We start from the raw sequence: 19,994 nt of genomic DNA, 5'->3' as shown, positions 1-19,994 counted from the left end.
GGAAAGACGCACAGGCATGCCCGTGTCCGGGGGCACCGTGCGCAAGGCCGATCGACGCCCACGCGGAGCTTGCAGCCGAAGCAGCTCTTGCCGTACTTGGCCGTGTGCGTGGCATCCACCCCCTGGAACCATGCCGCGGCCCCGGATAGAGGGCCGGGCCGTTGTGTGTTCACGGGATGAGCCAGTGGGTTGTCAGAAGCGAGAAGCGCCCCATCAACGGCTTCGCAGAAAACGACGGACCTTCGCATCACTGGACATGGGCAGAGTCCTTCCTGTCGATCATGTGCGCTCTTTTACTACCTGAAATCGACAAGATCATGAAACCTGTTGCCCATATCAAAGTACCCAATCGCGCCGTGCCGCCGAAAAATCAAGACTCCCAGCCGGAGCTGCAGAACGCGCAAGCTGGGGGCCGTTCGAAAGCGGCTCAGACGCTCTCGACAAACGTACATGCCATCAGTATTCCAACCAACCGAAGCGGAGCCTCTGGCAAAAGTTCACAGGTTCTTTCGCCCCGGAACGCGAAGATCCAAAAACTATCACCTGCCAGCCAGGCCAATAAAGAGCGCGTCGGAGAAACCGTTCAGAAGATCAGAACCATTCACGCCAGGATGAAACCTCGACTCGATGCGCACAAGGAGCATGTGAGGAATGACCCCCATCGTACGCAGGCCTACATTCCCAATGGGCTGGAACCTTGCGACGAGGTCAATGAATGCCTGAATTCGCTTGTGATGACCTGCAACGAAGATTATTCTGCCGAAGAGGCCCGGGCAGTACAGAGAGAATTGAAAGACATATCCTCTGATCTGCGGGAAATCTCCAATCTCTCCGAAGGGGAAATGGAGAGAGTGGCCCTGGACTACATCTTCGCCGTTTACAAAGACCAAGGCATTCCTGCGCTGGATGTCAGTGCGAACAACAAAGAAGACAAAACGGCACACCTGAAAAGAATTGTGTTCGACATTCCGAACAGCAACAAGATCGACGGCATGCAGGAAAGCCATCAGTTCGCTTTCCCATACCTCGACAATTATGACAAGATGGCAGAGAATGAATTGCGCCTGCTGACAAAAGACAGCTCCATTCCGGATCTGAAAAACAAGACTATTTCATTCGTCGGCGCCGGCTTCCCGCTGTCCGCCATCATGTACCATATTCATTCGGGGGCCCAAATCCACCTGGTGGATATCGACAAGGGCGCTTGCGAAAGAGCCAAGGCTTTCCTGGACATCTGCGCCGAAGCCAACATCATCCACCGGGATGATTTCTCTGTCACCCAAGGTGACGCCAGCAAGATCAAATACACCCGGAAATCAACCTCCGATATTGCAGCGCAAGCTTCCAAAGAAATGGCAGATGCCTCGGAATTGCAGAGCGATGTCCTGGTCTTTGCCGCAGCATTGCCCAGCGAAATCAAGGCAGCCGCCCTGAAAAATGTTTCTTCCCTAGGGCTGGACGTCATCAATCGATGCACCTCCGAGGCAAACAACCTGCTTTATCCGTCCACCAAATTGTCCTCTTTGCAGAAAAATTATGGCCTGGAGAATGGCGACCGTGTTTTCACGCCAGAAAAGGTCATGTACCCGGAATACGCATACAGGAACAAAACCTTCAAAAATGCGGCGGGCATTCCAGTGAACAAGAATGGAGTGCCGGCCATTGAAACCGACAAGATCAACCAGAATACGGCCCAGAAAATCAACGTCGCCGTCAATACCGAATCCAGGGATACGGTCATGCATTGAACCATCCACGCCAATCACGCGCGCGTTGTCCGGCGGGTTCAGGTAACAGAATCGCCCTGAGAACGTGTTCACGATCTCCTGAGCAGCAGAGCGAGGAAGGCCAGATGGACGAACTGCAGGCTGGTATTGAGCAGCCGCTCGCAGTTCTTCCACAGCCGCCTGTTCTTCTCCAGCCAGGCAAAGCTGCGTTCGACGATCCAGCGCTTGGGCATCACTTTGAACGTGTGCAGTTCGCTTCGCTTGGCAATCTGCACTGTCACATGCCCGCCCAGGATTTCCTGCACACCTTGCGCGAAGGGCTGGCCAACATAGCCGCTATCGTCGAGCAGGCTTTGCACCCGGCTCAGGTTGGGTGTGCAGCGCGTGAGCGCCAGCAGCGCCCCCTTGCGATCCGTCACCTCGGCCGTCGTCACCGCCACCGCGTGCGGCAGCCCCTGCGTATCCACCGCGATTTGGCGCTTGATGCCCGAGACCTTCTTGCCTGCGTCATAGCCCTTCAAGGCCGCCGGGTCAGTGTTCTTCACACTCTGCGCGTCGATGATCAAGAACGCGCTTGAGGCGTTGCGCCCCAGTCTCCCACGGGCCGCGCCAACCTGATTTTTTTAAAGCCTGCTCAAGCAGGCTGACGCCCTGCTCATCGGGCAAGCTCCACTTGGCGAAGTACGAATGTACGGTACGCCAGTTGGGCAGGTCGCTGGGCAGTGCCCTCCATTGGCAGCCCGTGCGCAGCAGATACAGCACTGCGCACCACACCTCGTACAAGTCAACGGTGCGCGGCTTGGTCTTCTTGCGCGCACTCTCCAGCATCGGCTTGATGATCTCGAATTGCTCGCGGCTCGTATCGCTTGGATATTTCTTGGTTCGCACCACGTCATTGTCAGCGGTCAGACAAAGATCGTGAACAGGCTCTGAGAGGTCGATTCTGTTCACCCCCCGCTTACGCCCCTGATCGGACGGAACGGGCCGCGCTGGTACGCTCAGGGCATGCCCACTTCCCCGTCCCTGCCGGTGGCGGATGCTGCCCCGCCGCCCGTGGCGCCCGGCCTCGCCGTGCTCGTGCTCGTGCTCGTGCTGGCGCTGGCGCTGGCGCTGCTGCTGCTGCTCAGCATCCAGCCCGTCACCACCGATCTCTACCTGCCCGCGCTGCCGGCGCTCACCCAGGATCTGCGGGCCCCGGTGGCCTCCGCACAGCTCACGCTGAGCGCGCTGCTGCCGGCCTTCGGCGGATCGCAGCTCGTCTGGGGGCCCCTGTCGGACCGCATCGGACGGCGGCCGGTGCTGCTCGCGGGCCTGGGCATCTACGTGGCCGCATCGCTGGGCAGCGTGGCCGCGCCGTCGATGGACCTGCTGATTCTCTGGCGCGTGGCGCAGGGCACGGCCATGGGCGCGGTGGTGATGGCGGGGCGGGCCATCGTGCGCGACCTGTATGCGCCGCCGGCCGGCGCGCGCGCCATGTCGCGGGCGCTGACCGGGCTGGGCCTCATCGCCTGCCTGTGCGCGCCGCTGGGAGGCTGGCTCACCGAATGGCTGGGCTGGCGGGCCGCACTCTCGGTGCTGGCCGCCTACGGGGCGGCCACGCTGGCGCTGGTGGCACTGCGCCTGCCGGAAACCCTCGCGCGGCGCAACCCGTTCGCGCTGCGGCCCGCCACGCTGTGGCGCACCTGGCGCACCGTGCTCGGCCACCCCACGTTCTGGGCCTTCTCGCTGCTCACCACGGCCTCGTACGGCGGGCTGTTCACCTTCCTCGCGTCGTCGCCGTTCATTTTCATCGAGGTGCTGGGCGCCTCGCGCACGCAGTACGGGCTGGCGCTGCTGTCCACGGCGTTCGCCTACCTGCTCGGCACCCTGCTGTGCCGCCGCCTGCTGGAGCGCCTGGGCCTGCGCCGCACGGTCGCGGCCGGCGCCGCGCTCACAGGCACGGGCGGCGTGCTGCTGGCGGCGCTGGCCCTGGCCGGCTGGCGCAGCCCGTGGGCGCTGCTGCTGCCCTTCCACGCCTACATGCTGGGCCACGGCATCCACCAGCCCTGCGGACAGACGGGCGCAGTGGGCCCGTTCCCGCAGGCGGCGGGCGTGGCCTCGGCGATGAACGGTTTCATGATGATGCTGGCGGCCTTCGCCATCGGCCGCTGGGTGGGCTGGCGGCTGGACGGCAGCGTCTGGCCGCTGGTGCAGGGCGTGGCCTTCTGGGCCGGCGCGCTGGCCCTCGTGGCCTGGACGCTGGTGCAGCGCTTCGGCGAGGAGCGCCAGCCATGAGCCCCTGCACCACCTATATCGCCCTGGCCGGCCCCACGGCCTCGGGCAAGACGGCCGGCGCGCTGGCGCTGGCGCGCGCGCTGGCGCCCCGGCAGCCGGTGGAGATCGTCAGCGTGGATTCGGCCCTGGTGTACCGGGGCATGGACATCGGCACGGCCAAGCCCTCGGCGCAGGAGCTGGCCGCGGCGCCGCACCACCTGATCGACATCCGCGATCCGCTGCAGGCCTACAGCGCGGCGGAGTTCGTGGCCGATGCGCAGCGGCTGCTGCGGGAGATCCGCGCGCGCGGCGCGCTGCCGCTGCTGGTGGGCGGCACCATGCTGTACTTCAAGGCGCTGTGGGACGGCATCGACGACATGCCCCCCGCCGACGCGGCCGTGCGCGCCCGCCTCGAAGCGCAAGCCGCCGCCGAGGGCTGGCCCGCGCTGCACGCCGAACTGGCGCGCGTGGACCCGGCCACGGCGGCACGCCTGGCGCCCGGCGACAGCCAGCGCATCCAGCGCGCGCTGGAGGTGTGGCAGGTGTCGGGCCAGTCGCTGTCGAGCTTTCACACTATCAAAAAGAGAGCAGACAATGCAGCAGGTCCGCCGGGGTGCCTGCTTTTTTCCCTGGAACCGGCCGACCGGGCCTGGCTGCACGGGCGCATCGCGCAGCGTTTCGACGCCATGCTGGACGGCGGCTTCGTCGAGGAGGTGCGGCGCCTGCGCGCGCGCGGCGACCTGCACCCGGACCTGCCCGCCATGCGCTGCGTGGGCTACCGGCAGGCCTGGGAGGCGCTGGACGAGGAAGCCGCCACCGGCACCCTGCCCCTCGCGGCCCTGCGGGAGCGCGGCATCGCCGCCACGCGCCAGCTCGCCAAGCGGCAGATCACCTGGCTGCGCGGCATGCCCTGGCGCCACGCGATCGCCTGCGATGCGCCCGACGCCCCGCTGCAATGGGTGGAGGCCGCGCTGGCGGCGCTCCGCGCCGGGCCATGACGGCGCCCGCGGCCCCCGCCGCGCCCCTGCTGCAGGCGCAGGGGCTCACCAAGCGCTACGGCCCCGACGCGCCGGTGTTCCAGGGCGTCGACCTCGCGGTGCAGGCCGGCGAGTTCGTCGCCATCGTGGGCGAATCGGGCGTGGGCAAATCCACCCTGCTCAATTGCCTCGCGGGGCTGGACTCCTGGCAGGCCGGCCGCGTGCTGCACGAGGGCACCGACCTCGGCACGCTCGGCGAGGCCGCGCGCGCCCGCTGGCGGCGCGCGCACGTGGGCTTCGTGTTCCAGGCCTTCCACGTGCTGCCGCACCTGGACGTGGCGCAGAACGTGGCCCTGCCGCTGATGCTGCTGGGCCGGCACGAACCCGGCCGCGTGGAGCACATGCTGCGCGCCGCGGGCCTGGAGGGCCTGGGCGCGCGCCTGCCGCAGCAGCTGAGCGGTGGCCAGCTCCAGCGCGTGGCCATCGCGCGGGCGCTGGTGCACCGCCCGGGCCTGCTGCTGGCCGACGAGCCCACCGGCAACCTGGACCCGGCCACGGCCGGGCGCGTGATGGACCTGCTGGTGGCGCAGACCCGCGAGCACGGCGCGGCCCTGGTGCTGGTCACGCATTCGCCCACGGCGGCGGCACGCGCCGACCGCGTGCTGCGCCTCACCGCCCGGGGCATCGCCGCCGCCGGGGCACCGGCGGACTGAGCCCTCTCCATGATCGCCCTGCTGCGCGCCTTCTCCTGGCAGGAACTGCGCCACCACCCCTGGCGCGCGGTGGCGGCCGTGGTGTCGGTGATGCTGGGCGTGGCGCTCGCGTTCGCGGTGCACGTGATCCACGCGTCGGCGCTGTCCGAATTCACCCAGGCCGTGCGTGCCGTCAGCGGCCAGCCCGACCTGCAGTTGCGCGCCGTGCAGGGCGACCTCCCAGAGGCGCTCTATGGCCGCGTGGCCCTGCACCCGCAGGTGGCCCGCGCGGCGCCGGTGCTGGAGATCGCGGCGCAGGCGCTGCCGGAGGGTGCCGTGGCGGCGCCGGTGGCGCTGCGCGTGGTGGGCGCCGACACGCTGCGGCTCGCGGCCATGGCCCCCGAGCTGGTGCCGCGCGCCTTCCCGGACGCCGGCCGGCTCGCCTTGTTCTCGCCCGCCACGGTGTTCCTCAACGCCGCGGCGATGCAGGCCCTGGGCCTGGCCGATGGCCGCAGCGGCGCGGTGCGCCTGCAGAGCGGGCTGGCCGTGCGCAGCGCCGTGGTGGCCGGCACGGTGGCGGCCGCGGGCGGCCCGCTGGCCGTGATGGACATCGGCGCCGCGCAGGATTTCTTCGGCCGCATCGGCCGGCTGGGCCGCATCGACGTGCAACTGCGCCCCGGCCACGGCGCCGAGGATTTCCGCGCCGCCCTGCCGGAGCTGCTGCAGGGCCTGGGGCTGGGCGCCGCCGACGCCGCGCGGATCGCCGTCGTGCGCCCGCAGGACACGGCGCAGCGCACCGGCGACCTCTCGCGCGCCTACCGCGTGAACCTCACCGTGCTGGCGCTGGTGGCGCTCTTCACCGGCGCCTACCTGGTCTTCTCGGTGCTGGCGCTGAGCGTGGCGCAGCGTGCGCCGCAGTTCGCGCTGCTGGCGGTGCTGGGCGCCACGCCGCGCGCGCGCCGGGCGCTGGTGCTGGCCGAATCGGCGGCGCTGGGCGTGGCGGGCAGCGCGGCGGGCATCGCCCTGGGCACGCTGCTCGCGGCCCTGGCGCTGCGCTGGATGGGCGGCGACCTGGGCGGCGGCTATTTCGACGGCGTGCAGCCTTCGCTGCAGTGGAGCACGGGCGCCGCGCTGCTCTACGGCGGGCTCGGCACCGCGGCCGCGCTGGCCGGCGGCTGGTGGCCGGCGCGCGATGCCGAACGGCTCCCGCCGGCCCAGACCCTCAAGGGCCTGGGCGCCGCACAGGGCTCGCAGCCCCGCCTGCGCCTGCCGGCGCTGGCCGTGGCCGCGGGCGTGGCGCTCGCCTTCGCGCCGCCGGTGGCGGGCATTCCGCTGGGGGCGTATGCCTCGGTCGGCCTGCTGCTCGTGGGCGGCATCGGGCTGCTGCCGGTGCTGGTCCATGGCCTGCTGGGCGCGCTGGTGCCGGCGGCGGCCCGCAGGCCGCTGGCGCTGCTGGCGCTGGAGCGCGCGCGCCGCATGCGCGGCATGGCGGCGGTGGCCGTGGGGGGCGTGGTCGCCAGCCTGGGCCTGGCGGTGGCGCTCACGGTGATGGTGGCGAGCTTCCGCGGCTCGGTCATGCAGTGGCTGGACGCGGCCCTGCCCGCGCCGCTCTACGTGCGCGCGGCAGGCGCTGCGGCGGGGGACGACGGCGCGGCCTTTCCGCCGGGCTGGGATGCGGCGGTGGCGCGCCTGCCCGGCGTGGAGCGCGCCGAGGCGCTGCGCGTGAGCAGCTTGCTGCTGGATCCGGCCCGCCCTCCCGTGGCCCTGCTGGCCCGCCCGCTCGCGCGGGGCCCGGCGCAATCGCTGCCGCTGCGCGAAGGCCCGCTGCCGGTGCCCGCCGGCCGCATCGGTGTCTACGTGAGCGAGGCGGTGGTCGATCTGTACGGCGTGCGGCCTGGCGCCGACTGGCCCGCGCTTTCAGCATCTTTGGGCCTCCATGCCGCCGGATCCATTGAATCTTCTGCTACTTTTTTCATAGCAGGCGTGTGGCGCGACTACGTGCGCCAGTTCGGCGCCGTCGCGATGGACCGCGCGGATTTCATCCGCCTCACCGGCGATGCGCGCATCAACGACCTGGCCGTCTGGCCCGCACCCGGGGCGGACGAAGCCGCGCTGCGCGCCGCCATCGCGGCGGCGGTTCCCCCCCAGGGGCAGGGAGCGCAGGGGACATCCGCCGCGGGCCCCGCGCTGGAGTTCAGCACCTCGGCCGCGATCCGGGAGCGCTCTCTGGCGCTCTTCGACCGCAGCTTCGCCGTGACCTACTGGCTGCAGGCGGTGGCCATCGGCATCGGCCTGTTCGGCGTGGCGGCGAGCTTCTCGGCCCAGGTGCTGGCGCGGCGCAAGGAATTCGGCCTGCTCGCCCACCTGGGGCTCACGCGGGCCCAGGTGCTGGCGGTGGTGGCCGGGGAAGGCGCTGCCTGGACCGCCGTGGGCGCGGTGGCCGGCACGGGGCTGGGGCTGGCCGTCTCGGCCGTGCTGGTGCATGTGGTGAACCCGCAGAGCTTCCACTGGAGCATGGACCTGCGTATTCCGGGCCTGCGGCTCGGTCTGCTGGGGGTGGCCGTCGTGGTCACCGGCACCCTCGCGGCGTGGCTTTCCGGCCACTCGTCCGCAAAAAGAGGGGCTGTTCTTACGGTGAAAGACGATTGGTAAGTGGAAAACCGTAACAAAAAATCATAGTTTTGATTTATGTTCTAGCAAAATAGAACAATTGCAAATGAACTTGTCGGACTTGCATGAGGGGGTCCGTCCTGCAGACAGGTTTTTTCCCTGAACGCCTGTCGCTGCAATCCATTCAACACATCGCCGGACCGGGCCCTTCCAGAGGCCGTGGACGGAAGAGGAGGTTTCCCATGGTTCGACATTCCCTGCGCTGGCTGGCCGGCGCAACGCTGGCCCTGACTCTCTGCGCGCCGGCGGCCGCGCAATGGGTCGTGCCTCCGGGCGGCTCGCTCGACGTTCCTCCCGGCGGCGCCGTGGACATCGCCTGCACGGCACTCGACATGCAGGGCACCTTGAACCTCACCGGGGGCACGCTGTCGGTGGACTCCACCGCCACCTTCGGTTCCGGCTCCAACGTGACCGGCTCGGGCGGCACGATCTCCGTGGGCGGCGATGTCGTCGCCGCAGGCACGCTGAACACGGGCAACAACACGCTGGTGCTGCGCGACGGCTGCGATCCCGGCAATACCTCCCAGCTGAGCGGCACCATCGTCGTGCAGAACCTCGTGCTGCAAAGCACCACCGGGCGCACCTTCGTGCTGCCGCAAGGCGCGAACATCACCGTGCTGGGCACGCTCACCTTGCAGGGCACGGCCGGCCAGCCGGTGCAACTGGTGTCCGCCAGCGGCACCGCCGTGATCAACCTCGGCCCCGCGGCCACCGTCGTGCGCAACTTCGCCTCGGTTCCGCCCACGGTGCAGATCGGCGCGGCAGCACCTGCGCTGACCTCGATCCCCACGCTGAGCGAGTACGGCCTCATGCTGCTGTCGCTGCTGATGGCCGGAACGATGTTCTGGAAGCGGCGCGAACTGGCGGCCCACACCCGCCGCCGCGGCTGATCCAACCCGGGCCGCACCCAGCGGCCTGCAACATTCATCACACCGACCAGAAAAGAGAGAGGGTTTGCCATGTCCAAGATCCGTCTGAGCCGCCACTGGGCCATCCCCGCGCTGAGTTCCGTTCTCGCCCTGCACGCCGCCGGCGTGCTGGCCGCGGACATCACCGTCACGCCGCCGGCGGGCGGGGGTTTCGTCATCAAGGGATCCGGAGGCCAGGAGCGCATGCGTGTGCAAGGCACCGGCGAGGTCTACATTCCGGGCCTGCCCTCCACGGCCAACAGCAACAACCTGGCCTGCTATGACAGCGCCACCGGCCAGCTGACGAAGTGCGCTCCGGGCCTGGGCAACGGTGCCACCGGCGCGACGGAAGCGACCGGCGCCACGGGTGCGACCGGGCCGACCGGCGTCACCGGCGCGACGGGCGCCATCGGGGTGACGGGCGCCACGGGTGCCACAGGCGCCACGGGCGCGACCGGTCCCACGGGGGCCAGCGGAACCGGCGCCACGGGCGCGACGGGTGTGACCGGCCTGACCGGCGTCACGGGTGCGACCGGCGCCACGGGCCCGACGGGGCCGACCGGCGCCACGGGCACGACCGGAGCGACGGGCGCCACCGGCCCGACCGGCTCCACCGGAGTGACGGGCGCCACCGGCCCCACGGGCACCCAGGGTGTGCAGGGCATCCAGGGCGTGACCGGCGCGACGGGCGCCACCGGAGTGACCGGCGCGACGGGCCCGACCGGAGCCACCGGCCCGACCGGCTCCACGGGCGCCACCGGTGCGACGGGCAGCGTGGGATCGCTGACGGTCAATACCTCCGCCACGACGAACTGCAACGGCGGCAGCGGCGAAGAAAACCTGACGGCGACCTGCAGCTCCGGCAGCCTGGTCTCCGGCGGGTGCTTCTCGAACAGCTTCCTGAACTTCGTGGCGTCGTCGCACCGCGCGTCCGCGACCCAATGGTCGTGCAAATACAACTGCAACACGACAGACAGCGTCAGGGCAGAAGCCTACTGCCAGTGACAGCCTGCAGCGCCGGGGCGTACCCTGCCCTGGCGCGATGATGATCCGGCACCTGCACTCCTGACCGCCGTGAGCCGCCCCCGCATCTGCCTCAACATGATCGTGAAGAACGAGGCACCGGTCATCGCCCGGTGCCTCGCTTCCGTGCGGTCCCTCATCGACCACTGGGTGATCGTGGACACGGGCTCCACGGACGGCACGCAGCAGGTGGTCCGCGACTTCCTGCAGGACGTGCCGGGCAGCCTGCACGAGCGGCCCTGGAAGAATTTCGCGCACAACCGCAACGAGGCGCTGGAACTGGCCCGCCCGCAGGCGGATTACCTGCTTTTCATCGATGCCGACGAGCAGCTGCGCGTGCCGCAGGGCTTCGCCTGGCCCGAACTCGCAGCGGACGGGTATCTGTTCTCCTGCCGCATGAACGACTGCGAGTACCAGCGCAACAGCATGGTGGCCACGCGCGTCGCCTGGCGCTGGGCAGGCGTGCTGCATGAATACCTCACCGCCCCCGCGCACGGGCCCTGGGCATCGCTGCCCCAGGTGCTCATCGACGTATCGCACGACGGTGCACGCGCGCGCGACCCGCTGACCTACCAGCGCGACATCGCGCTGCTCGAACAGGCCCTGCGGGACGAACCCGGCAACACGCGCTACGCGTTCTACCTGGCACAGAGCCTGCGCGACGCCGGCCGCCTGGAAGAGTCGCGCGAAGCCTATCGGCGCCGCGCGGCGATGGGCGGCTGGGACGAGGAATGCTGGTACGCCGTGTTCCAGGTCGCCGCCCTCACCGAGCGCCTGGGCAGCTCCGCACCGGAAGTGCGCGAAGCCTACCTGGCGGCCTATACGCAGCGCCCCTCGCGCGCGGAGCCGCTCTGCGAACTCGCGCGCTACCACCGGCTGCGGTCGGAGTTCGCCCTGGCACACCTCTACGCCCAACAGGCGGTGCGCATTCCGCGGCCCGCCGACATCCTGTTCGTGGATGCCGCCGTGTATGCATGGCGCGCGCTCGACGAGCTGACGGTGAGCGCCTTCTACGCCAACGCGCTGGACCAGGGCCGCGAGGCGCTGCGCACGCTGCTGAAGGAGCGCCACTACCCGGCCTCCGAGGCCGCGCGCATCGAGACCAACGGGCCGTTCTTCGGCCTGTAGCCATCGCACTGCCGGGCCACGCCCGTGCCAGCTCCCCCTGGCCCTGAACTCCGGGCCCCCGCTGCGGGCCTTCGACCGGCCTGCAACCGCACCGGCGCTGCGATACTCGCCGGATGACCGCATCTCCTTCCCACGGCCTGGGCGCGACCGGCGGCGGCTGGCTGCACAACGCCATCGCCCGCATCGAAGCCGACTACCAGCGCAGCGCCGATACGCACCTGATCCCCCTCAACCTGCCCGCCTATGCGGCGCACGGCATCGACCTCTACCTCAAGGACGAATCCACCCACCCGACCGGCAGCCTCAAGCACCGCCTGGCCCGGTCGCTGTTCCTCTATGCGCTGTGCAACGGGTGGGTGCAGGAAGGCGCCACCATCGTCGAGGCGTCCAGCGGCTCCACGGCCGTGAGCGAAGCGTATTTCGCGCGGCTGCTGGGCCTGCCGTTCGTGGCCGTGATGCCGCGCAGCACCTCGGCGGAGAAGGTGGCACTGATCGAGTTCCACGGCGGGCGCTGCCATTTCGTGGACAGCGCGGCCCTGGTCTACGACGCGGCACGCACCATCGCCGCGGAGACGGGCGGCCACTACATGGACCAGTTCACCTACGCGGAGCGCGCGACCGACTGGCGCGGCAACAACAACATCGCCGAGAGCATGTACCTGCAGATGCAGCGCGAGCGCCATCCGGTGCCGCGCTGGATCGTGGTGGGCGCCGGGACGGGGGGCACCAGCGCCACCGTCGGCCGCTATATCCGCTACCAGCAGCACGCCACGCAGATCTGCGTGGCCGACCCGGCGGGCTCGGTGTTCAGCGCCTACCACCGCACGGGCAACGCGGCCCTCACGGCGCCGGGCTCGCGCATCGAAGGCATCGGCCGCCCCCGCGTGGAGCCGAGCTTCATCCGCACGCTGGTGGACCGCATGGAGGAAGTGGCCGACACCGAATCCGTGGCGGCGATGCAGGTGCTGTCGCAGTTGCTCGGGCGGCGCGTGGGCCCGTCCACGGGCACCAACTTCGTGGCGATGCTGCGCCTGGCGAGCGCCATGCGGCAGCGCGGAGAACAGGGCTCCCTGCTGTCGCTGCTGTGCGATTCCGGCGAACGCTACCTGCCCACGTACTTCGACGACGCCTGGGTGGCCGGCACCATCGGCGACTGCGGCGCGGCCCGGGCCGGCATCCATGCCAGCATGAACGGCTGACCGGCCGTGCCGCACGGGCCCGCTCCATGCCATCGCCGCCGCCCCTGCCGACCCATGCCACGCGGCGCGCATGGCTGGCCGCCGCGCTCGGAAGCGCGGCCGCGGCCTCCGGCGGGGCATGGCCGCAGCCTGCCAGCGCATTGCCCGCGCGGGCCCTGCGCTTTCCGCGCGACCACGGCAGCCACCCGGAGCAGCGCACCGAGTGGTGGTACATCACCGGCCATGCGCATGCGAACGGGCAGGACTGGGGGTTCCAGGTCACCTTCTTCCGCTCGCGCGTGGACGAGACCCGCACGCTGCGCTCGGCGTTCGCGGTCCGGCAGCTGCTGTTCGCGCATGCGGCCGTGACCGACGTACGGGGCCGCGCGCTGCTGCACGACCAGCGCATCGCCCGCGCGGGCTTCGGCATCGCGCAGGCGGAAGAAGCCGACACGGCCGTCCACATCAGTGACTGGTCGCTGGTGCGGGAAGCCACGGCGCATGCGGGCGGCGGCCGCTACACAGCCCGCATTCCGGCCGGTCCGTTCAGCCTCGACCTGCAGTTCGATACCACCCAGCCTCCCATCCTGCAGGGCCGGCAAGGCCTGTCGCGCAAGGGCCCGCAGCCGGAGCAGGCGAGCTACTACTACAGCCAGCCCCAGCTGGAGGTGCGCGGCACCATCACCCTGCCGGGCCGCCGCATCGCCATCGCGCCGCCCGGCGCCACCGGCGGCCCCGCGGCGCGCGCCTGGCTCGACCACGAATGGAGCGAGGCCCTGATGCACCCCGAGGCCGTGGGCTGGGACTGGATCGGCATGAACCTCGATGGCGGCGGCGCCCTCACCGCCTTCCGGCTGCGCCGCCAGGACGGCAGCACGCTCTGGGCCAGCGGTTCGTTCCGCGCGGGCGCGAACGCCGCGCTGCAGGTCTTCGAGCAGGCCGAAGCCATGGCCTTCACGCCCCTGCGCCACTGGACCAGCCCGCGCACCGGCACGCGCTACCCCGTCGCCTGGCGCATCGACACACCCGCCGGCCGATTCGAGGTCGATGCCCTGGTCGACGACCAGGAACTGGACAGCCGCGGCTCCACCGGCGCGATCTACTGGGAAGGCCTCAGCACGCTGCGCGACGCCTCCGGAGGCGAAGTGGGACGCGGCTATCTGGAACTCACCGGCTACGCGGGCGCGCTGCGCCTGTGATGCGGCCTGTGAAAAACCCGGACCTCTTGGGCCATCAGATGCAAGCCCTGTTCACGGCCTTTGAATAATCAGAGCCGCACCAATCAGATGGCCGCGGAGCAGGCCACGCCAGCAGACGCCGTGGAACCGGCTTTGCCGGGCCACCGGCGTCGTCCCCCTTGGGGGAAGGCGCAGAAGGCGACTCAGGGGGTTTTCCTAATTCTCGCCAGGATCTCGCCCATGATCCCGCGGCGGAAGGCCAGCACGCACACCACGAAGATCAGGCCGGTGACGATGGTCACCGACTCGCCCAGCGTGCGGAACCAGTCCACGCCCGTGAGCGAGGCCAGCAGGTTGCCGAATTCGCCGATCTTGTTCTCCAGCAGTACGACGACCGCCGATCCCACGAGCGGCCCCGAGAGCGTGCCCAGCCCGCCCACGAGGGTCATCAGGATCACCTGCCCCGACGCCGTCCAGTGCACGTCCGACAGCGTGGCGAAGCCGAGCACCAGCGTCTTGAGCGAGCCTGCCAGCCCGGCGATGGCCGCCGAGATGACGAAGGCCAGCAGCTTGAAGCGCTGCGTGTCGTAGCCCAGCGAAATGGCGCGCGGCTCGTTTTCCTTGATGCCCTTGAGCACCTGGCCGAAGGGCGAATGGATGGTGCGCACGATGACCAGGAAGGCCACCACCACCACGGCGAGCGCCACGTAATACATCGCCAGATCGCTGGAGAGGTCGAGCACGCCGAACAGCTTGCCGCGCGGCACGCCCTGCAGGCCGTCCTCGCCGCCCGTGAAGGGCGCCTGCAGGCAGGCGAAGAACAGCATCTGCGCGAGCGCCAGCGTGATCATCGAGAAGTAGATGCCCTGCCGCCGGATGGCGAGCCAGCCGAACAGCAGGCCCAGCAGCGCGCCGCCGGCCGTGCCCAGCAGCAGGCCGACTTCGGGCGTGAGCCCCCAGACCTTGATCGCATGGCCCGTGACATACGCCGCGCCGCCGAGGAAGGCCGCATGCCCGAAGGACAGCAGCCCGGTATAGCCCAGGAGCAGGTTGAACGCCGAGGCGAACAGGGCGAAGCACAGCAGCTTCATCACGAAGACGGGATAGGCGCCGAGGAACGGCGCGGCCAGCAGGCCCAGCAGCAGCAGGCCATAGCCGAAGGTGGCGAGGGTTTTGTGGTTCATGTGCGCAGCCGCTTCCTGTCGTTGTTATTTTTCCTTGCCGAACAGGCCGGCAGGGCGGATCAGCAGCACGATCACCATGATGACGAACACCACGGTGGAGGAAGCCTCGGGGTAGAACACCTTCGTGAAACCTTCGACGACCCCCAGGCCCAGGCCCGTGAGGATGGAGCCCATGATGGAGCCCATGCCGCCGATCACCACCACCGCGAAGACCACGATGATGAGGTTCTGGCCCATGAGCGGCGTCACCTGGTAGACCGGCGCCGCCAGCACGCCCGCGAAGGCCGCGAGCGCCGCGCCGAACGCATAGGTGAGCGTGATCATCACCGGCACGTTGATGCCGAAGGCCTCCACCAGACGGGGGTTCTCGGTGCCGGCGCGCAGGTAGGCGCCCAGCTTGGTCTTCTCGATGACGAACCAGGTGCTCAGGCACACGACGATGGAAGCCACCACCACCCAGGCCCGGTAGTTGGGCATGATCATGAAGCCCAGGCTGGTCGCGCCCTCCAGCAGCTCGGGCGTGTCGTAGCCCAGTCCGGAGACGCCGTAGATCGAGCGGAACACGCCCTCGATCAGCAGCGTGAGCCCCAGCGTGAGCAGCAGCCCGTAGAGGTGGTCGAGCTTGTAGATCCAGCGCAGCAGCAGCCGCTCGATGAGCACGCCGAACGCGCCCACCACGAGCGGCGCCGCGACGAGCATCACCCAGTAGTTGATGCCGAAGTAGGACCCGGCCATCCACGTGAGCAGCGCCCCCAGCATGAACAGCGCGCCGTGCGCGAAGTTGATGACGTTGAGCAGGCCGAAGATCACCGCCAGCCCCAGGCTGAGGATGGCGTAGAACGAGCCGTTGACCAGCCCCAGCAGGAGCTGGCTCAGCAGGGCCGGCAGGGAGACACCGAAGATTTCCATGGGATGGTGGCGTGGATGGCGGGGTTTGGAGAAGGCTCAGGCGGCCCGGATCACTTCCAGAGCGCGCACTTGCTCTCGGCCTTGGTCGCGAACACCTGGTCGCCGGGCAGCTTCTTCACGAGCTTGTAGTAGTCCCAGGTGCCCTTGGATTCGGCGGGCGTCTTGACCTGCATGAGGTACATGTCGTGGACGTAGCGGCCGTCGGGGCGCAGCGTGCCGCTGTTGAAGAAGTCGTCCATCTTCATGCCGCGCCAGGTCTCCATCACCTTGTCGGCCTCGATGCTCTTGGCGGCTTCCACGGCCTTGAGGTAGTTCATGGTGGCGGAGTAGTCGGCCGCCTGGATCTCGGTGGGGCGCCGCTTGGTCTTTTCCATGAAGCGGTCGGCGAACTTGCGCGTCTCGTCGTTCAGGTCCCAGTACCAGCTGGTGGTGAACTGCAGGCCTTCGGTGGTCTTGAGGCCCAGGCTGTGGATGTCGCTGAAGAAGATGAGCAGGCCGGCGAGCTTCATGTTCTTGCCGATGCCGAATTCCTTGGCGGCCTTGATCGAGTTGATCGTGTCGCCGCCCGCGTTCGCGAGGCCCAGCACCTGCGCCTTGGAGTTCTGCGCCTGCAGCAGGAACGAGGAGAAGTCCGAGGCGTTGAGCGGATGGCGCACCGCGCCCACCACCGTGCCGCCCTTGGCCTTGACCACGGCGCTCGTGTCGGCTTCCAGCGCGTGGCCGAAGGCATAGTCGGCCGTCAGGAAGAACCAGCTCTTGCCGCCGCCGTCCACCACGGCCGCGCCCGTGCCCTTGGCGAGCGCCACGGTGTCGTAGGCGTAGTGCACCGTGTAGGGGCTGCACTGCTCGTTGGTGAGCGCCGAGGTGGCCGCGCCGTTGTTGATGAACACGCGCTTCTTTTCCTGTGCCACCTTGGCCATGGCGAGCGCCGTGCCGGAGTTGGTGCCGCCGAAGACCATGGTCAGGCCCTGCGTGTCGATCCATTCGCGCGCCTTGGAGGCCGCGATGTCGGCCTTGTTCTGGTGGTCGGCCGTGAGCAGCTCGATCGGGCGGCCCAGCACCTTGCCGCCGAAGTCGTCGATCGCCATCTGGATCGCCACCACGCCGTTCTTGCCTTCCACGTCGGCATAGAGGCTCGACATGTCGGTGATGAAGCCGATCTTCACGGGGGCGTCCTGCTGCGCGTGCACGGCCGAGGCCGCGCAGAGTCCTGCAGCGCCGAGGGCGAGCGCGAGTTTCGTGATTCCTGGTGCCATGGTGCTTGTCTCCTGGTGTTGTCGTTCGTCCATCGCGGGGGAAGGAAAGCGGGAGGGGCCGGTTCAGCCCCCGCCCACTTCCGGAGCGCTCACTTCCAGAGCGCGCACTTGCTTTCGGCCTTGGTGGTCCAGACCTGGTCGGCGGGCAGCTTGGCGACCACCTTGTAGTAGTCCCAGGGCTCCTTCGACTCGGCGGGCGCCTTGACCTGCACGAGGTACATGTCGTGCGCGAACCGGCCGTCCGGGCGGATGCTGCCCTTGGCGTAGAAATCGTCGATGGGCGTGGACTTGAGCTTCTCCATCACCTTGTCGGCATCCGTGCTCTTGGCGGCCTCCACGGCCTTGAGGTAAGTCATGGTGGCCGAGTAGTCGGCCGCCTGGATGTCGGTGGGCATGCGCTTGGTCTTGGCGAAGAACTTGCGGCCGAAGGCGCGCGTCTTGTCGTCGAGGTTCCAGTCCCAGCTCGTGGTGAGCAGCAGGCCTTCGGTGTTCTTCAGGCCCAGGCTGTGGATGTCGGTGAGGAACACCAGCAGGCCGGCCATCTTCATGCTCTTGTTGATGCCGAATTCCCGCGCGGCCTTGATCGCGTTGATGGTGTCGCCACCCGCATTGGCCAGGCCCAGGATCTGCGCCTTGGAGTTCTGCGCCTGCAGCAGGAACGAGGAGAAGTCGGAGGCGTTGAGCGGGTGCTTCACGCTGCCCACCACCTTGCCGCCCTTTTCTTTCACGACCTTGGCGGTGTCGGCCTCCAGCGCGGCCCCGAACGCGTAGTCGGCCGTGAGGAAGAACCAGTCCTTGCCGCCCTGCTGCACCACGGCGCCGCCCGTGCCCTTGGCCAGCGCCACGGTGTCGTAGGCGTAGTGCACGGTGTAGGGGCTGCACTGCTCATTGGTCAGTGCCGAGGTGCCGGCACCGTTCACCACGAAGACGCGCTTCTTCTCTTGCGCCACCTTGGCCATGGCGAGGCCCGTGCCCGAGTTGGTGCCGCCGAACAGCATCGTCAGGCCCTGCGTATCGATCCACTCGCGCGCCTTCGAGGCGGCGATGTCCGCCTTGTTCTGGTGGTCGGCCGTCACCAGTTCGATCGGCATGCCGAGCACCTTGCCGCCGAAGTCGTCGATCGCCATCTGGATCGCCACCGCGCCGTTCTTGCCTTCCACGTCGGCATAGAGGCTCGACATGTCGGTGATGAAGCCGATCTTCACCTTGCCGTCCTGCGCCTGCACCGCCGCCGAGGCGCAGAGCCCCGCCAGGCCGAGCGCCACCGCGAGGGTCTTGAGGGGGGCCGTCCGTTGTTGTTTCTTCATGTCGTCGTCTCCTTGGCTGGGATGTCGGGGGGAACACAGGGCCGCGGCATGCGGGCCGCAGCGGGCGGGCGCCCGCTGCGGCGGCTCACACGCCCAGCAATTCGTTCAGCACGGGCATGCGGGCTTCCAGCTCCGCGGCACCGAACTGCAGCGCGATGCGGCCGTGCTCCATCACGTAGAAGCGGTCGGCCAGCGGCGCGGCGAAGCGGAAGTTCTGCTCCACCATGACCACGGTGTAGCCCTTCTGGCGCAGCGTGGTGATCATGCGCGCGAGGGCCTGCACGATGACGGGCGCGAGCCCTTCCGAGATCTCGTCGAGCAGGAGCAGCTGCGCGCCCGTTCGCAGGATGCGGGCCACGGCCAGCATCTGCTGCTCGCCGCCCGACAGGCGCGTGCCCTGGCTGTGGCGGCGCTCGGCGAGGTTGGGGAACATCGCGTAGATCTCTTCCACCGGCATGCCGGCGCGGCCGGTCTTGAGCACGGGCGGCAGCAGCAGGTTCTCTTCGCACGACAGGCTGGAGAAGATGCCGCGCTCTTCCGGGCAGTAGCCCAGGCCCAGGTGGGCGATGCGGTGCGTGGGCATCTGGATGGTTTCCTGCCCGTTGATCTTCACCGAGCCCTTGCGGGCGCCGGTCAGACCCATCACGGCGCGCAGCGTGGACGTGCGGCCCGCGCCGTTGCGGCCCAGCAGCGTAACCACCTCGCCGGGCTGCACGACCATGTCCACGCCGTGCAGGACGTGCGATTCGCCGTACCAGGCCTCCAGGCCGCGGATTTCGAGTGCGGGGGCGGATGCCATGTCAGTGCCCCCCCTGCAGTTGGCCGTCGGTAGTGCCCATGTAGGCTTCCATGACCTGCGGGTTGCGCGAGACCTCCTCGTAGGGCCCCTCGGCCAGCACGGCGCCGCGCTGCAGCACCGTGATGCGGTCGGCGATGGTGGAGATGACCTTCATGTTGTGTTCGACCATGAGGATGGTGCGGCCGGCAGATACTTTCTTGATGAGCTGGGTGACGCGGTCCACGTCCTCATGGCCCATGCCCTGCGTGGGCTCGTCCAGCAGCATCAGTTCGGGGTCCATGGCCAGCGTGGTGGCGATCTCCAGCGCGCGCTTGCGGCCGTAGGGCAGGTTCACCGTGACCTCGTCGGCCAGGTCGCCCAGGCCCACCTCGGCCAGCAGTTCGCGCGCCCGGCCATCGAGCTGGCGCAAGGTGCTCTCGCTGCGCCAGAAGTGGAACGAAGTGCCCAGCCGGCGCTGCAGCCCGAGCCGCACGTTCTCCAGCAGCGTGAGGTGCGGGAACACGGCCGAGATCTGGAACGAACGGATCACGCCGCGCCGTGCGATCTGCGCAGGCGCTTCGCGGGTGATGTCCGCGCCGTTGAAGGTGATCGTGCCCGAGGTGGGCACGAGGAATTTCGTGAGCAGGTTGAAGCAGGTGGTCTTGCCTGCGCCGTTGGGGCCGATCAGCGCGTGGATGGAGCCACGGCGCACGGCCAGGTTCACATCGCTCACCGCGGTGAAGCCCTTGAATTCCTTGGTGAGGTGGCGGGTCTCGAGAATGACGTCGTCGCTCATGGGGCAGGCAGCCGCTCCGTGATGGGCCGC

At 68.9% G+C, this 19,994-nt stretch carries 17 protein-coding genes; 10 read left to right on the top strand and 7 right to left on the bottom strand.

The annotated features are described in order from the left end of the window. Nucleotides 1-176 precede the first annotated feature (176 nt). Entirely contained in the window at nt 177-1,748 is a 1,572-nt protein-coding gene (locus tag BM144_RS22505) for a class I SAM-dependent methyltransferase (protein ID WP_139225612.1), read from the top strand. Between the two features lie 68 nt (nt 1,749-1,816). On the opposite strand, the gene BM144_RS01895 is transcribed toward BM144_RS22505, so the two are convergent. After that, nucleotides 1,817-2,555 (bottom strand): IS5 family transposase gene (locus BM144_RS01895; protein WP_434802638.1). Its coding sequence is split into 2 segments (ribosomal slippage): nt 1,817-2,341 and nt 2,343-2,555, totalling 738 coding nucleotides; the frame shifts between segments, so codons are not numbered across the junction. A gap of 177 nt (nt 2,556-2,732) precedes the next feature. Here BM144_RS01895 and BM144_RS01890 point away from each other — a divergent pair. The 9 genes from BM144_RS01890 to BM144_RS01850 all read left to right on the top strand — a co-directional run bounded on the left by BM144_RS01890 (nt 2,733) and on the right by BM144_RS01850 (nt 13,755). Beyond that, nucleotides 2,733-4,001 carry a multidrug effflux MFS transporter gene (locus BM144_RS01890; protein ID WP_092949229.1) on the top strand — a complete coding sequence of 423 codons (1,269 nt, stop codon included), beginning with the start codon at nt 2,733-2,735 and terminating at the stop codon, nt 3,999-4,001. Next, entirely contained in the window at nt 3,998-4,978 is a 981-nt protein-coding gene (miaA, locus tag BM144_RS01885; protein WP_092949227.1) for a tRNA (adenosine(37)-N6)-dimethylallyltransferase MiaA, read from the top strand. Before BM144_RS01890 ends, miaA begins: the two co-directional genes overlap by 4 nt. Beyond that, nucleotides 4,975-5,670, top strand: coding sequence for an ABC transporter ATP-binding protein (locus BM144_RS01880; RefSeq protein ID WP_092949544.1), 696 nt, complete (start codon nt 4,975-4,977; stop codon nt 5,668-5,670). Before miaA ends, BM144_RS01880 begins: the two co-directional genes overlap by 4 nt. 9 nt (nt 5,671-5,679) lie before the next feature. Beyond that, the gene (locus BM144_RS01875) at nt 5,680-8,301 is read left to right on the top strand and encodes an ABC transporter permease (RefSeq protein WP_092949225.1); all 2,622 of its coding nucleotides are present in this window, start codon (nt 5,680-5,682) and stop codon (nt 8,299-8,301) included. Between the two features lie 200 nt (nt 8,302-8,501). Further along, complete coding sequence (locus tag BM144_RS01870; RefSeq protein WP_092949223.1) at nt 8,502-9,209, top strand: IPTL-CTERM sorting domain-containing protein; 708 nt, start codon at nt 8,502-8,504, stop codon at nt 9,207-9,209. Nucleotides 9,210-9,278: 69 nt separating this feature from the next. Continuing rightward, nucleotides 9,279-10,232: a collagen-like domain-containing protein gene (locus tag BM144_RS01865; protein WP_175525912.1), complete on the top strand. Its 954-nt coding sequence runs from the start codon at nt 9,279-9,281 to the stop codon at nt 10,230-10,232. A gap of 69 nt (nt 10,233-10,301) precedes the next feature. Further along, complete coding sequence (locus BM144_RS01860; RefSeq protein WP_434802637.1) at nt 10,302-11,378, top strand: tetratricopeptide repeat-containing glycosyltransferase; 1,077 nt, start codon at nt 10,302-10,304, stop codon at nt 11,376-11,378. A 113-nt stretch (nt 11,379-11,491) separates the two neighbouring features. Next, nucleotides 11,492-12,577, top strand: a complete 1,086-nt coding sequence (locus BM144_RS01855) for a PLP-dependent cysteine synthase family protein (protein ID WP_092949221.1) — start codon at nt 11,492-11,494, stop codon at nt 12,575-12,577. A 26-nt stretch (nt 12,578-12,603) separates the two neighbouring features. Then, nucleotides 12,604-13,755: a lipocalin-like domain-containing protein gene (locus BM144_RS01850; protein ID WP_175525911.1), complete on the top strand. Its 1,152-nt coding sequence runs from the start codon at nt 12,604-12,606 to the stop codon at nt 13,753-13,755. 182 nt (nt 13,756-13,937) lie between these two features. Here the strand turns inward: BM144_RS01850 and BM144_RS01845 are convergent, their stop codons facing one another. The 6 genes from BM144_RS01845 to BM144_RS01820 form a co-directional block, all read right to left on the bottom strand. Then, on the bottom strand, nt 13,938-14,918 hold the full coding sequence (locus BM144_RS01845; protein WP_092949219.1) for a branched-chain amino acid ABC transporter permease: 981 nt from the start codon (nt 14,916-14,918) through the stop codon (nt 13,938-13,940). Nucleotides 14,919-14,942: 24 nt separating this feature from the next. Continuing rightward, a complete protein-coding gene (locus BM144_RS01840; RefSeq protein ID WP_092949217.1) occupies nt 14,943-15,827 on the bottom strand; it encodes a branched-chain amino acid ABC transporter permease in 885 nt (294 codons plus the stop codon). Between the two features lie 50 nt (nt 15,828-15,877). Next, entirely contained in the window at nt 15,878-17,083 is a 1,206-nt protein-coding gene (locus BM144_RS01835) for an ABC transporter substrate-binding protein (protein WP_092949538.1), read from the bottom strand. A gap of 89 nt (nt 17,084-17,172) precedes the next feature. Continuing rightward, complete coding sequence (locus BM144_RS01830; RefSeq protein ID WP_092949215.1) at nt 17,173-18,390, bottom strand: ABC transporter substrate-binding protein; 1,218 nt, start codon at nt 18,388-18,390, stop codon at nt 17,173-17,175. Between the two features lie 85 nt (nt 18,391-18,475). Further along, on the bottom strand, nt 18,476-19,189 hold the full coding sequence (locus tag BM144_RS01825) for an ABC transporter ATP-binding protein (RefSeq protein ID WP_092949213.1): 714 nt from the start codon (nt 19,187-19,189) through the stop codon (nt 18,476-18,478). 1 nt (nt 19,190) lies between these two features. Then, nucleotides 19,191-19,964: an ABC transporter ATP-binding protein gene (locus tag BM144_RS01820; protein ID WP_092949211.1), complete on the bottom strand. Its 774-nt coding sequence runs from the start codon at nt 19,962-19,964 to the stop codon at nt 19,191-19,193. Between the last annotated feature and the right edge of the window lie 30 nt (nt 19,965-19,994).

Origin of the sequence: Paracidovorax konjaci (assembly GCF_900112675.1) — a bacterium.
GTDB lineage: Bacteria > Pseudomonadota > Gammaproteobacteria > Burkholderiales > Burkholderiaceae_C > Paracidovorax > Paracidovorax konjaci.
Note: the sequence above shows the minus strand (reverse complement) of the source record. Positions and strands in the feature narration are given on the sequence as shown.